Source organism: Macrococcus bovicus (assembly GCF_030376725.1).
Lineage (GTDB): Bacteria > Bacillota > Bacilli > Staphylococcales > Staphylococcaceae > Macrococcus > Macrococcus bovicus.
Genome location: NZ_CP128470.1, coordinates 1338651 through 1350962, shown reverse-complemented (window position 1 = coordinate 1350962; position 12312 = coordinate 1338651). Strand labels below are relative to the sequence as shown.

Genomic DNA, 12312 nt, shown 5'->3' with positions numbered 1-12312 from the left:
TTTGGTCACAATTTGGTCACCGTGGTCACAATTTGGTCACGCTGGCTATCCGTTGACTGCCTTGCTTTCCATCGAACTGAGTATCTCCATTGCCTTTGCATCTTCGTCAATATAGGTCTCCTTGAACATGTGCTGATAAATTTCTCGTGTGGTCGCCACATTAGCGTGTCCCAGGCGTCTCGAAATATATTCGATACTTAGACCCTTGGCAAACAAATACGAGCAGTGCGTGTGTCTCAGAGCGTGCGATGTGACCTCATCAATATTGAGTTGAGTGCAGACACGCTTCATTTGCTTATTAACGGCCTCATAGGAAAGCTTAAATATTTTTCCGTCACTTTGTACCGGAATATTTTTAATGCCCTCCAGGACGTGTCTGAGGTCCTCTCGTGGTATGCTTAAAGTACGAGGGGAAAGTTCAGTCTTATGCTCATCAATAAATATGGTCGATTTCAGTTCGTCGATGTGGTCCCGTTTCAGTGCTGCAGCACCTGAGAAACGTGCGCCGGTGATCAGCATGACAAATAGAAATAGCGATGACTGGCTCTTTGATTTTTTCAACTGCGCCTTGACTCGTTCGTAGTCCTTCATCTGGATGAACTTAGTATCTTCATGCTTAGAAGCGGTCCCTGGCGTATAAGTGATATTGTGATTGATATTCTTGATCATCAGGCCCTCGAATACAGCACTCTCAAAGCAGGCATTACAGTAACCCTTGAACTTCTTAATCGTCTCTTTAGCATGGCTTTTAGCGTACTCATTGATAAACTCCTGGAACTTATGACGGGTCAGGTCTTTAAGCCTCACAGAGCCAATAGAATGGTCTTCAATGTGTATAAGGGCTGACTTATATGATTTATAAGTTTTGGGCGTTACTGTATGGTATCTGTTGGTCTCGATCCATTTTTTGAAGTAATCAGCAAAAGTCAATTCTCTATCTAATCTAATGTTACTGGACAGCTGATTATATTTTTCGTTACCAGCATACTGAGCATCACGCTTTGATGAATAACCGCCGCCACGGAACCTTTCACCATCGTAACGAAAATCATACTGCCATTTCGAACCCCTCTTAGTAATTTTCATTATTTTCACCTCCTTTCAATGATTTACAGGAACGTACGTTCTGTTGTACACTAAAAATAAAAAGGCGTATAGCCTATGGGGGTATATATGGATTTAAAATTAATTTTATCTATAGTGGCTACTAGTGTTCCCGGGTTTACTTCTTACTGGTTTTTAAGTCAATTCCGTCTCTTTGATATAGGAGATGACAATAAAGATGAAAAAGTAATATTGTTGTCATCTCTATCAGTACTTAATATTTTCTTCGGTTATTTAGCTTGTGGAGTATTTGGCGTAGAGGTATTAAAGTTCACTAATATAAATCTTATTTGTATATTTTTAATTTCGATGGGTGTCACATTGTTGATGTCTATGATAGTGTATCCATCGCTTATTTTGATTTCTAAGAAAACAATTAAGAAACTTAAAGAGTTATTCATGTTACCTACGGATAATAATAGTAAGATTTTAGATAATATAATGATGAATAGGCCTAAAGATAAATACGATACGCAGGCCTATATATTCGATTTTGATAACCATCTCATTATTGAGGGAGGAATTGGGTTTATATCACATAGATTTCCTCAATTATCCATAAGAAATGAAATAGATATATCTACAACTTATGAACAAGCGATTAAAGTCTATCAAACAACTGATAACTTAAGTAGAGAAATATTCATTGATTATGATAAAAAAATAAAAGTTATTTTAATTCATTACTAATCTTTTTTAGGTGGTTTACGTGTGACACTGGGTTTCTTTCCGTATTCACTTGTTTCACCGTTCCTAAAGTCAGTATTAGGTTTCTGAGACTCTACACGAATTTCAGGTTTATTCTCTGACATACTTATCTCCTTTGCACCCAGCTACTGCTGGGTGTCTTTTTTATTCAGTATTCCATTGAGTCTGTCATCACGAAAGTCAATAGTGAGGACCTGTCTCTTCATATCAGCATCAAGTATCCACATATAGTCATCGCTTGTTTTTACTACTAAGGATTCATTGTCTGTGTAGTAATATTCAAGGAGGGCAAGAACGTGACACACACCTCGTTTTACTCTGCATAATGAAACTGTTTTTTCATCTGAATAAAGCATCACATTGCCGGCTTCAAGACCATCAACTTTCCATTCTCTGATATGTTTCATGAATTGTCCCCTTTAATTATATTTCCCCTCGTTCTTTCATTTCTTCAAGTTGTCTTAGTCCTTCTTGACGTCCTTTGTATCTAATATACAGATAGCCTGGCACTAAAATAGGAGAAGCAACAATTGCTAATGGTATCAATATTGGTGATAGTACAACAACAGTAGTTATTCCACATCCGATTTTTAATAAAGAATTTCCTGACTCATTTAAATTGTTTGAATTCACAATAAACAACCCCTATATTTTTTTTATATCTAACGGCTCGAAACCGATTAAATATCCTCTGTATTCAACCCATAAACCAAACTTACTTTTGTAATCTTCTATCACAATTTCAAAATAACTGCGATCTATCTCAAGATGTAAACACATTTCATAGATGTCACCCCAGCAGCCGATTTGGTAGCATTCAATAAGCTGTTCGAGTGGTATCAAGAGTTTGTGTCCGAAGCGGCGTGCCCGCAGTTCTTGACGTGCTGCATTAACGTTATAAGTTTTTCCATAATAGGTAAGTATATTGCCTGAAGTAGTAGCGTGATGACCGAATTCTTCACCGAGTATCCCGTTTTGAATGTAATAGTTGAGTTTACCTGAAATCTCAATGAGACCATTAGGAAAATCGAAGCTGCGTTCATAATTAGCTCCACCTTTAGCAGGATAAAATGGATCATAATCAATTAATACTTCAGGATATTGATCAACTAACTTCTCACGTACCTGCATAACAAAAACCCCTTATTTCTTTTTGTTTCTTCTTAATTTTCGTTTCATATCAATGTAAGCAAGAATTTCTTCGATTTCTTCTTCAGTAGCATCTTTATCTATGTGAGCAGCAAGTGCTTCTGTGTACTGATGCGTATTATCTAAAGTAGATTCATCGATTCTACAGGCTAATTCATCCAAAGTGATTCCGTAGAAGTTAGCTAGTGCGGATGCATGCTCTATAGATGGTGATGAAGTTCCTTCTTCCCAACGAGAAAGCGTTGGTTTTGAAAACTTAGGAGTATATTTTTTATTTAATTGCTCAGCTAACTGCGAGAGTGACAAATCTCTTGATGTTCTGAGCTTTTTTAAATTATTAGCAATCATGATAAAACTCTCCCTAATATTGTATATTACGATATTTACAACATTATGTTATAACAATCGTCTTATTAATGCAACGAATATTACAATAAAATGTTTTGAAAATGAAACTATATCGTTGACTTACTATAAATTCTTGAGTATCATTTAACTAACGTCTCAATATCAAGACGACAGGGAGGTGGTAGGATGAAAAGAAAACCTCATATGAAACTTAGAACTTTAATGATTGAGAAAGATGTTAAACAAAAAGAATTAGCTGGAGTACTAGGTATTACACAGTCTCTATTTTCTCAGAAGCTTAATAAGAATAAATCTAGTTTTACATTAGAAGAGGCTACTGTAATCTGTGATTATTTAAATATAAACATGCATGATTATTTTTTTGATGAGAACGTCTTGAAAATGAGACGGAAGTCAGGATAGAGAGGAGAGGCTGTTATGAAAGTCACAATCGAACTGTCTGATGATGTGAAGGAATTCATTAGAAAGGAAATGTCCTTGATGCTTGGTGAAAACCAAATGGTTTCATCAGGCAATGAATGGACATTGGACGATTTTCGCAAAGATTCTTTATTCCCTTTCAAAAGTAAAGATCTCACAAAAGATTTTCTTAATTACCCACCATACAAAGAATTTTTCGAAGAACACGGCATTGTGAAATATCCGGTAGCCAATCGAGATCCGTATCTGATTGATGCCAGGAAGATGACTAAATGGTGGGATGAAAACAAAACGCTTGTCTTAAGTGAGAAAAAATTGTGGAGGACTAGCTGATGAAAGAGCAATTTGTAAAAAGACCGGTCATCTATTACTACCTGGATAGAGACGGTAATAGGCGACCGATTGATTATCGTATCTGTGATGGCTTTGATTATGCGGTTGATGACCAAACGATTAAGCACATTAACGATTTCTATCCTGAAACAACAAATAACTTATACGTAATTATTGAAGGCTTTGAATTTAGATTAGCTTAAACCGAGAGTCCCATTGATAAAAGATGAAGCAACTGTTTGAAGAACTGGAATCGATACAGAACCTAATTTTGAGGCGTGTTTCTTAGTTTCTTCCCACACTATATCACCACGAACATCATCTAAAAATTGATGACCATTCCATGTGATGTCGTTGATGGCATAAGTGATTAGTTTACCGCTTGCCCAATTGGGAGTCCAACTGATAAATCCTGCTTCATGAAGCTTTTGAAGAGTGTAGAGTATGTCATCTCTCTTGTAGATATTAAATACCTTACTTTCTTTGAAGTCGTGATTGTAAAGAGGTTCCCCGAATTGTTTCATTTCTTCGATTTCAAGCAGAACTTCACGAACTAAATCATGGTTAAGTTTCATATTTCCACCACCTTTCTTAATCAGATTAAGAAAATTATACCAGAACGGAGGATAACAAAATGAAAAACACAGCACAGTTATTGGTAGTCATTATCGCAGCTAGCGCATTAAGTCTCTCACTAGCATTACTACTTAGCTTGGCAGGGATGCTAGATCAAGCGAAAGGTCCGGGATTCATAGTTGCACTTACTTTTCTGTTGATGGCTGCTATTGGCCATCTGACAAAGGAGGCGTGGGGATGGTTAGCAGATTAACAGAGACATTAACTAAGCGAAGACGGCACATCAACATCAGTGAGCGGACTACAACTGAATATCACTTCGGACCTCACGAGCGCGAAAAGTACATCACGAATCTGCAGGATCTAGAAGAGCAGAGTGCAGACATTACATTCAACGGTTTTGACGACGCTAAGGGTGGCCGGATTGAAATCCGTCACCGGAAGTACTGAGAGGAGGTGAGAAGGATGACTGAATATGAACAGTATAGAAACAAGGTTAATGAAGAAGCGGAGAAGTACTTGGTTGCAGCTATCGAACAGGCTGAAACAGTTAGGGACTTGTATTTGTATGTTATTCCCTTTCCTGAAGATTGCATTGAACAAGTAAAGACAGCAATTACTAACAGTTATAGAACTAAATTAAACCAATATATTTTCGATCTTAAAATATAAAACCTCTCTTTTGGAGAGGTTTGAGTAGATTAAATAACACTACTAATGGAATCAATTGCATCTTTATAGACATCGTTGAACTGATTGTAGCGACTGTACAACCATGATGTATTTCTATCATCTTCCAAGATGACAGCTGAAAACTCATGATGCACATGAAATGCATATTCAATCAAATCTTCGAACTCTTTTCTTTGGAAATCTTCGTTAGCTGCTAAGAAGAATTCTAAATTAGTTGCTAAAGAATAGATATTGCATAAATCACTTACATTTTGTTTCTGAGTTGTAGAGTGATCAGACTCAACAACGTCACGGTATAGAGAATTAATCAAATTGTTTAATAACTCAATTTTTCGTTTTAAAAATTGTGCTTGATACTTATCTACCATTAAGACACCTCCTTTCTTAAGGAGAGTATACCAATAAAAGTTAAAGGAGGTGAGAAGGATGAAGAAACTGCAGGCATTTAAAATAGCCCTCTTAATCATCGTCTTGGCGGAGGAGATTAAGAGAGCTGTCTATTGGATTTCAAAAACTAAAGGAGAACGTGATCTGTTCAAGAAAGAGTATCACAATTTAGTTCTTAAAGAAATTTTTAATGATTATGACAAGATTCTGAACAAAAAAAGCAGCCATCAAATTTAAGCATAGGAAAAAGTGACTCAACTTCCTTTATAGCTTCTTCGCAATTACTAAACTTTCCAATGGCATAACGATGGTATGGGCCGGGCAAATAAGCACAATCTTCATGATGAACTTCATGATAACCGTTTTTGTCAGGCAACTTATAAAAAAAGTAATTCTTCATTATTTTACACCTCCTTTAGAAAATTATAACAATTTACTTCAGAGGTTGTCGAAACACGAAAAAGACACCTGGAGAACGACCAGGTGTCTAACAAGCAATTAATAAATTTAACAACTTAATTATAACACGAAAGGAGCAAGAATACATGCATGAACTTAACATGAGTAATCAATTAGTGCCAGTCAAAGAGAATGACCAGGGTGAGATTGTAGTAAGTGGCAGAATGTTGCATAAGGCCCTTGAAATAAAGACTCAATATAAAGACTGGTTCCCACGAATGATTGAGTATGGATTTACTAAAGGCGAGGATTTCAACCCGCTCAAAATTGAGCAGGTTCGACTGGAAGGCTATCGGATGGTTACTCGAGAAATAATCGATCATGTCATCAAACTTGATATGGCCAAAGAAATCTCAATGATTCAGCGCACCGAACCAGGTAAGAAAGCACGTCAGTATTTCCTGCAGGTAGAGAAAGCCTGGAACAGTCCAGAGATGATCATGAAGCGGGCTTTACAGTTGGCTGATAAGAAAATTATTCGACTTGAAGAGAAGATTGAAGCGGATAAGCCTAAAGTACTTTTTGCGGATGCGGTAGATGCCAGTACAACATCAATTCTCATAGGCGAGTTGGCCAAACTACTTAAACAGAATGGTATTGATATTGGTCAGCAGAGATTATTTGAATGGATGCGTGCCAATGGCTACTTAATCCGGAAGCGTGGAGAGAACTATAATCAGCCGACACAGAAGAGCATGGACTTGAAAGTGATGGAACTGAAGAAGCGGACCATCACTAATGCGGACGGATCCATCAGAACAACTGCTACTACGAAGATAACTGGCAAAGGCCAGCAATACTTCATCAATAAGTTCCTGGCTAAGAAGGAGAGCGTGTAATGGTGTCAATTAATTATGGTGATTACGATCTGATTAAAGAAGCAGGATTTATCGAAAATCCTTATAAAATGCTCGAATGGAGCAACTCAATAAAAGATTTTAAATTCTTCATTTATTTCACGGTAGAAGGCTGGAGATTAGATGTATGTCGTTTTAAAGGCGAAACCAAACAAGTCTTCGTTAAGAGCTATGACAATCTGAAGGATCTAATGGAGAAGTACTACAGACTGATTGAATTAAATTCTCTGCAGGACGCAGAAGGACAGGAGTAAATACTATGACACAGGAGACATTGAGAACATCTATAACAGGTTACGGTCTAGTCTTCAAGGACCCGATGAAAAATAAAGCACTGACTATTGAAGCCAAAGCAATATATGCATATCTTGCAGCATATGCAGGTTCTACTAACGTTGCTTTTCCGAGTGTTGAACTTATTGTAGATGAACTTGGCATATCGGAAAACAGATTCCATAAGAATAAAAAAATACTGATAGAGCAGGGTTATCTGAGTGTTCACCGAGAGCGGACAGAGAATGGTTTCAGCAAAAATATATATACCTTAAATCATCATCCCGTAACACTTCAAAATGAAGGCATAGGAAATGAAGTGAAAGAAACCGTAACACGTCAAAACGTAGGCATACAATCCGTAGGCATAAGCGACGTAGGCATAGGAAACGTAAGCCTACAAAACGAAGGCACTATAATTAACAGTCTTACAAGTAACAGTATTACAAATAACAGTAATAAGAATAACAGCTTGATAAGTAACAGTAGTCGTAGTGATCTTAAGAGTACTAATAACTTAGAGAGTGATACGACAACGACGACTGATAATGACTTTAAAGAAGTATACAACTCATATCAAGAAAATATTCAGATGAACCCACCGCCAAATGTAAATCAGAAGCTGGCACAGGACTTTGAAGAATACGGCAAAGAACTAATGCTCTATGCAATATATAGATCGTCACTTAAAAACAATCACAATTACACATTTATCGATCATCTCTTGAATGACTGGCGCAAGAACAGAATCACTACTGCTGATCAGGCTAAGAAGTACGAAGAACACCGAGACGGAAAGTATGTAGGCGAGGCGCCGGCTAAAGCATATACCCCGGAAGAATTAGAACGCATGGAACAATTAAGAAACGTATCAGAAAATATGTGGTCATTTATAGGAGCTGATTAAATGTCTTCTGAAGCAAGGATTAATGAACTGCTAAACAATTATTCTTTTCCGCTGGCCGCTTTGGAAGATGTGAATCATCGACTGGAATGTTGCAGAGATGAAGCATACGTCAAACAACAAGTCAGATATCTCGAGAACTTAATCAGCTACGGAATAGCTAAAAGGAGAATGAAGGATGAATAACACGATAAAACAAGCTATGTCAAACAGCAGAAACTTCTACGATAACAATCTCGATACTGCACTAAAAGAGATTGAAACAAAGATATTAACAGTATCAAAGGAAGGTGACACATTCATAGTGCTTAATCCTGAAGGTCTAGGTTCCTACAAGTATCAGAAATTGCTTCAAAAAAATGAAGAACAGTTTCTTGAAGATATTCTTGATCACCTTGAATTGCCGGCTAAGTGCCTAAGCCGCATGCATGATGTCAATGGAAAATTGATAAGTTTACGGATTGATTGGAGTGATGTTGATGATAAATAGAGTGGTACTTGTCGGACGTTTAACAAAGGACCCAGAATACCGCGTAACACCATCGGGCGTATCAGTGGCCACTTTCACATTGGCAGTTAATCGCACTTTCACGAATGCCCAGGGCGAAAGACAAGCAGACTTCATCAACTGCGTCGTTTTCCGGAAGCAGGCAGAGAACGTGAACACTTATCTCAGTAAAGGGTCACTGGCTGGCATTGACGGCCGCCTGCAGTCACGCAGCTATGACAATCCGGAAGGCCGCAAAGTATATGTGACAGAAGTCATCTGCGACTCAGTGCAGTTCCTGGAGCCTAAAGGGACACAGAGAGGCGCAAACAGCTATCCGGATGATTATGTACCAGACGAACCGCCAAACGTCGTTCCTGGTCAATCTGAGCAGCCTAGACAGCAAGGTAACTTAGTAGCTGGAACAGGCAGCAATCCATTCGCAAATCACACAGGGCCGATTGACATCAGTGATGATGATCTGCCGTTCTAAGGAGGGTGACGGATGACTAGAACAGACAGTGAATTAAACAAATGGATATACGAAGCTGACGGAACGCCTGCAGCTAATACGATGAAGATGAAAGATGGATGGCAGTTTATCGGATGCCATGATAATCCACTGCATAATCAGACAACTTTTATGACTGACACAGAACTTATCCAATACATGAACTATCACAACCTATTCTACAAAGAACAGTTAGAACCTAAGAAATCCAGAGATACAAGAGGTCGGCGGCAGCCGGACTTATTTGAAGTGATGCGAGATTATGCAAATTAAAGGAGGAAACAAAAATGACTGGGAAATACGATTTATCAAAATTAGCGGATGGTGCACTGCAGGAAAGATTTGAAGATGCTTTTTCAAAGGTTCTGGATAATATCCACGACCTGAACACTGATCCTGAGAAGAAAAGAAAGGTCACGCTTGAGATATCAGTCACTTCTGATGAATCGCGTGAACTGCTCTTCCTGGATGTTCAGGCTAAAACATCGCTCCAGGCACGCAAGCCGGTACCAATCACTATGACAACTGGAGTAGATGAGAAAGGGGTGGCAGTAGCTAGAGAATTGAAATCAGGCGTTAAGGACCAGACTTACTTTGATGAGCAGGGCACGGTACGAGAAGACGACGGAAAGCCGGTAGAACAGAACAAGGTCACATCAATCAAACAGAACGCAATGTTCAAATAAAAGGAGATTAAAAAAATGTTAAAAGAAGCTATGCAGTACCTTATCAGCACGGTAGATAGACACTATATGGTAGGCGACAGAGACTTTCTGATTGTAAATGAACATCTTCATGAAGTAGAGGAGCCAACTGCAGGTCCATTCAGTATTGCTACACTTAGTGGCCTGGTTGACTACCTCAACGCAGATTTTGATACAGATGCAGAAGAAGTTAAATTATCAGTTGTCGTTGAAGACCATGCAAGGGTGAAAGTGATGGGTCAGCTGAACCAGAATGCAAATCGTGATCAGTATGTCTCAGTTAAAGCCGAGTTGCCTGACGTGACACTCGGCAAATATCTGAATTTGGAAGAGTTCAACGTTCAGATGCAGTCAGTGTTCGTACCGACAGATGAACGAGTAAATCTATTGAGTTTTGTCGGTAATATCAAGAGCGAAAGTGTCCGTAATCAAAGTGACAACGGCATCACACAACAGGTTGAAGTAAGGCAGGGCATTGCTACTGTCGAAAAAGCTCCAGTACCTAACCCGGTGCATTTGAAGCCCTTTAGAACCTTTACTGAAATCGTTCAGCCTGAATCAGCCTTCGTCTTACGTCTTCGCGAAGGGCGCGACGGTGTAGAGGCAGCATTGTTTGAAGCGGACGGAGGCGCATGGAGAAACGAAGCGCGTCAGTCAATTGCAAAATATCTCAAAGAGAATATCGCTCGTAAGAATGTTACGATCCTCAGCTAATATATAGGGGCTATATGCCCCTTATTAAAAATAGGAGTGATTAACTTGAACCAACAAGAATATAAAGTAGGCCAGTATGTCGAAGGTATCAAGAAGTATACAGAAGACTATCAGGAAGTCGTTCAAGGCAAAGTGTTCGATGTTATTAATGCTCTGAGTGGGACATGTCTCATAGTGGAGACAGAGGAAGGCAAGAATCGGCTTTTGAATGCTCGAGAAGTAATGTATGTGACTGAAGCAATCATAAATCAAAATGAAGATGTCAAATTGTTAGACAAGTCCTTTGGTCAGCCGGACAAGGTAGGTCAAAGAGCTGCTGAAGAAAGGTATTCATTCACAGAAGATGATCGTCCTGATGAATTTAAGAACGTCATCAATACTGAAGCACTAGAAAATGTATCACCTGAAAATAAAAAAAAAGCATTGGAGTTATTAGAACGTGCAGCATCGCTCATCAGATGATAAAGAGAAAAACATCCTTGAGAAAGTCAAAGAAATAATAGGAAGAGGTCGTTGCTATGCTTAGTGAACCGTTCAAAAGTCTAAAACTGGATCGTTACGCAAGTCAGATACTGCAGCAGTTCAGACGATTCGCATTATGCCAATACCGTTTCGAGACAGAACGAGACGGCACAAAGATTCTGGTAATATCTGATGACTATAAGACAATGACCTTTAAAGCCGAAAGCTGGAACAGCATTGCTTTTGAACTTAACAAACAGATGGCAGATGTTGCAAAGGAATACCGTAAGAAAAATCTAAAAAGGTGGTTAGATGATGGAATCCTGCAAAGAGCCAACAACAATTAAATCTCAAGATTATATGACCGGATTTAACAACACAGTAAAGCAGTCAGCTGGAAAGCTGGCTGCTAATGCTAAGGAGGATGCACATGAACAGAGTAAGTAAAGGTGCTTATTACAAGAACATCAAGACGAATGAAGTATATAAGCTTGTCAGAATCAAGCGGGATAAACGTAAACCGATTGCTTTTCTGGCTAAGGTAGACAGTAATGAACTGATCATCATTAAAGTGACTGACCTGAAGCGGTCATCAATCTATCAGGAAGTAATGAATCCGATTGATACAGCTACTGCAGATGAAGTAAGTGGCATCTACTCACACTACAAATTGAACAATAATCAGGTAGATAACACAGCACCTAAAGTAAAGACGGTTGAAGACTGTGAGAAGGAAATATTGAACGCAGTTGAACCTGCTGCTAAAAGGATAGCTAGGATTGCTAAACGCGTGGCCAATAGTATGAGAGGGGCAGTGAAACGATGAAAGCAATGGAATGGGCTTTATTTGGAGTGACAGTGGTGAGTGTAGCAGGTCTTCTACTCCGCTTCATCGCTCGGACGTTCGCAGAGGGTGAAGATGCCATCGATAGCTATTACAGCAATGATACGAACAGCGATAGTTACCAGGGTGAATGTCATATCAGGCCGCAGTTCTTGAAGTAGTTGCCTATGAATGATAACCATGAGAAGCGGTTAGGCTTAGGGGCAATCATAAGGGATAAACGATCTCATGAATATTATAGAGTTACAGCACTTAACAAGCACCTTGTCTGCTATACCGGAATACGAGGTGTCAAAGCTTCCGGAGCAACGCCGAAAGGTAGATTTAAGAAAGACTTCGTTGTAATTAAGGAGGGGCG

28 protein-coding genes are annotated in these 12312 nt (G+C 38.9%); 21 read left to right on the top strand and 7 right to left on the bottom strand.

Features of this window, described 5'->3' with window-relative positions; all coding sequences use genetic code 11:
• Positions 1-45 precede the first annotated feature (45 nt).
• Positions 46-1086 (bottom strand): tyrosine-type recombinase/integrase, encoded by a 1041-nt coding sequence (locus QSV55_RS07420; protein WP_289649703.1) that lies wholly within the window; start codon positions 1084-1086, stop codon positions 46-48.
• A gap of 87 nt (positions 1087-1173) precedes the next feature.
• Between QSV55_RS07420 and QSV55_RS07415 the strand changes: the two genes are divergently transcribed.
• Positions 1174-1794: a hypothetical protein gene (locus QSV55_RS07415; RefSeq protein ID WP_289649702.1), complete on the top strand. Its 621-nt coding sequence runs from the start codon at positions 1174-1176 to the stop codon at positions 1792-1794.
• 143 nt (positions 1795-1937) lie between these two features.
• Here the strand turns inward: QSV55_RS07415 and QSV55_RS07410 are convergent, their stop codons facing one another.
• Genes QSV55_RS07410 through QSV55_RS07395 form a run of 4 tightly spaced genes read right to left on the bottom strand, consistent with a single transcriptional unit; the run spans position 1938 to position 3309 of the window.
• Positions 1938-2219, bottom strand: a complete 282-nt coding sequence (locus QSV55_RS07410) for a hypothetical protein (protein ID WP_289649701.1) — start codon at positions 2217-2219, stop codon at positions 1938-1940.
• A gap of 16 nt (positions 2220-2235) precedes the next feature.
• On the bottom strand, positions 2236-2445 hold the full coding sequence (locus QSV55_RS07405; protein WP_289649700.1) for a hypothetical protein: 210 nt from the start codon (positions 2443-2445) through the stop codon (positions 2236-2238).
• A gap of 12 nt (positions 2446-2457) precedes the next feature.
• Entirely contained in the window at positions 2458-2943 is a 486-nt protein-coding gene (locus QSV55_RS07400; RefSeq protein ID WP_289649699.1) for a hypothetical protein, read from the bottom strand.
• 12 nt (positions 2944-2955) lie between these two features.
• Positions 2956-3309, bottom strand: a complete 354-nt coding sequence (locus QSV55_RS07395) for a helix-turn-helix domain-containing protein (RefSeq protein WP_289649698.1) — start codon at positions 3307-3309, stop codon at positions 2956-2958.
• 186 nt (positions 3310-3495) lie between these two features.
• Between QSV55_RS07395 and QSV55_RS07390 the strand changes: the two genes are divergently transcribed.
• The 3 genes from QSV55_RS07390 to QSV55_RS07380 are packed head-to-tail and all read left to right on the top strand — an operon-like array spanning position 3496 to position 4286.
• Complete coding sequence (locus QSV55_RS07390; protein ID WP_289649697.1) at positions 3496-3732, top strand: helix-turn-helix domain-containing protein; 237 nt, start codon at positions 3496-3498, stop codon at positions 3730-3732.
• A gap of 15 nt (positions 3733-3747) precedes the next feature.
• Entirely contained in the window at positions 3748-4083 is a 336-nt protein-coding gene (locus QSV55_RS07385) for a DUF771 domain-containing protein (protein WP_289649696.1), read from the top strand.
• A complete protein-coding gene (locus tag QSV55_RS07380; protein WP_289649695.1) occupies positions 4083-4286 on the top strand; it encodes a hypothetical protein in 204 nt (67 codons plus the stop codon). Before QSV55_RS07385 ends, QSV55_RS07380 begins: the two co-directional genes overlap by 1 nt.
• On the opposite strand, the gene QSV55_RS07375 is transcribed toward QSV55_RS07380, so the two are convergent.
• A complete protein-coding gene (locus QSV55_RS07375; RefSeq protein ID WP_289649694.1) occupies positions 4278-4658 on the bottom strand; it encodes a DUF2513 domain-containing protein in 381 nt (126 codons plus the stop codon). The two genes, QSV55_RS07380 and QSV55_RS07375, sit on opposite strands and share 9 nt — an antisense overlap.
• A 59-nt stretch (positions 4659-4717) precedes the next feature.
• Here QSV55_RS07375 and QSV55_RS07370 point away from each other — a divergent pair, with 59 nt between their 5' ends.
• The 3 genes from QSV55_RS07370 to QSV55_RS07360 are packed head-to-tail and all read left to right on the top strand — an operon-like array spanning position 4718 to position 5331.
• Positions 4718-4912 carry a hypothetical protein gene (locus tag QSV55_RS07370; RefSeq protein WP_289649693.1) on the top strand — a complete coding sequence of 65 codons (195 nt, stop codon included), beginning with the start codon at positions 4718-4720 and terminating at the stop codon, positions 4910-4912.
• Complete coding sequence (locus QSV55_RS07365; protein ID WP_289649692.1) at positions 4897-5109, top strand: hypothetical protein; 213 nt, start codon at positions 4897-4899, stop codon at positions 5107-5109. Before QSV55_RS07370 ends, QSV55_RS07365 begins: the two co-directional genes overlap by 16 nt.
• 15 nt (positions 5110-5124) lie before the next feature.
• The gene (locus QSV55_RS07360) at positions 5125-5331 is read left to right on the top strand and encodes a hypothetical protein (RefSeq protein ID WP_289649691.1); all 207 of its coding nucleotides are present in this window, start codon (positions 5125-5127) and stop codon (positions 5329-5331) included.
• Between the two features lie 29 nt (positions 5332-5360).
• Here QSV55_RS07360 and QSV55_RS07355 read toward each other — a convergent pair whose 3' ends face one another.
• Positions 5361-5720, bottom strand: coding sequence for a hypothetical protein (locus tag QSV55_RS07355; RefSeq protein ID WP_289649690.1), 360 nt, complete (start codon positions 5718-5720; stop codon positions 5361-5363).
• A gap of 58 nt (positions 5721-5778) precedes the next feature.
• Here QSV55_RS07355 and QSV55_RS07350 point away from each other — a divergent pair, with 58 nt between their 5' ends.
• From QSV55_RS07350 to QSV55_RS07285, 14 genes are all read left to right on the top strand, one after another.
• Positions 5779-5976, top strand: coding sequence for a hypothetical protein (locus QSV55_RS07350; protein WP_289649689.1), 198 nt, complete (start codon positions 5779-5781; stop codon positions 5974-5976).
• 308 nt (positions 5977-6284) lie between these two features.
• Positions 6285-7037, top strand: coding sequence for a phage antirepressor KilAC domain-containing protein (locus tag QSV55_RS07345; protein ID WP_289649687.1), 753 nt, complete (start codon positions 6285-6287; stop codon positions 7035-7037).
• Positions 7037-7309 carry a hypothetical protein gene (locus tag QSV55_RS07340; RefSeq protein WP_289649686.1) on the top strand — a complete coding sequence of 91 codons (273 nt, stop codon included), beginning with the start codon at positions 7037-7039 and terminating at the stop codon, positions 7307-7309. Before QSV55_RS07345 ends, QSV55_RS07340 begins: the two co-directional genes overlap by 1 nt.
• Positions 7310-7314: 5 nt before the next feature.
• Complete coding sequence (locus tag QSV55_RS07335) at positions 7315-8235, top strand: DnaD domain-containing protein (protein ID WP_289649685.1); 921 nt, start codon at positions 7315-7317, stop codon at positions 8233-8235.
• A complete protein-coding gene (locus QSV55_RS07330) occupies positions 8236-8418 on the top strand; it encodes a DUF6877 family protein (protein ID WP_289649684.1) in 183 nt (60 codons plus the stop codon). It begins immediately after the preceding gene.
• Entirely contained in the window at positions 8411-8722 is a 312-nt protein-coding gene (locus QSV55_RS07325; protein WP_289649683.1) for a hypothetical protein, read from the top strand. Before QSV55_RS07330 ends, QSV55_RS07325 begins: the two co-directional genes overlap by 8 nt.
• Positions 8712-9212, top strand: coding sequence for a single-stranded DNA-binding protein (gene ssb, locus QSV55_RS07320; protein ID WP_289649682.1), 501 nt, complete (start codon positions 8712-8714; stop codon positions 9210-9212). The genes QSV55_RS07325 and ssb overlap by 11 nt, the downstream gene beginning before the upstream one ends.
• Positions 9213-9224: 12 nt before the next feature.
• Positions 9225-9503 carry a hypothetical protein gene (locus QSV55_RS07315; RefSeq protein ID WP_289649681.1) on the top strand — a complete coding sequence of 93 codons (279 nt, stop codon included), beginning with the start codon at positions 9225-9227 and terminating at the stop codon, positions 9501-9503.
• A 14-nt stretch (positions 9504-9517) separates the two neighbouring features.
• Positions 9518-9916 carry a hypothetical protein gene (locus tag QSV55_RS07310; RefSeq protein WP_289649680.1) on the top strand — a complete coding sequence of 133 codons (399 nt, stop codon included), beginning with the start codon at positions 9518-9520 and terminating at the stop codon, positions 9914-9916.
• A 15-nt stretch (positions 9917-9931) separates the two neighbouring features.
• Entirely contained in the window at positions 9932-10648 is a 717-nt protein-coding gene (locus QSV55_RS07305) for a hypothetical protein (protein ID WP_289649679.1), read from the top strand.
• Between the two features lie 45 nt (positions 10649-10693).
• Entirely contained in the window at positions 10694-11110 is a 417-nt protein-coding gene (locus QSV55_RS07300) for a hypothetical protein (protein ID WP_289649678.1), read from the top strand.
• Positions 11111-11166: 56 nt separating this feature from the next.
• Positions 11167-11457: a hypothetical protein gene (locus QSV55_RS07295; protein WP_289649677.1), complete on the top strand. Its 291-nt coding sequence runs from the start codon at positions 11167-11169 to the stop codon at positions 11455-11457.
• A gap of 83 nt (positions 11458-11540) precedes the next feature.
• Entirely contained in the window at positions 11541-11936 is a 396-nt protein-coding gene (locus QSV55_RS07290) for a hypothetical protein (RefSeq protein WP_289649676.1), read from the top strand.
• Complete coding sequence (locus QSV55_RS07285) at positions 11933-12115, top strand: hypothetical protein (RefSeq protein WP_289649675.1); 183 nt, start codon at positions 11933-11935, stop codon at positions 12113-12115. The genes QSV55_RS07290 and QSV55_RS07285 overlap by 4 nt, the downstream gene beginning before the upstream one ends.
• Positions 12116-12312 lie beyond the last annotated feature (197 nt).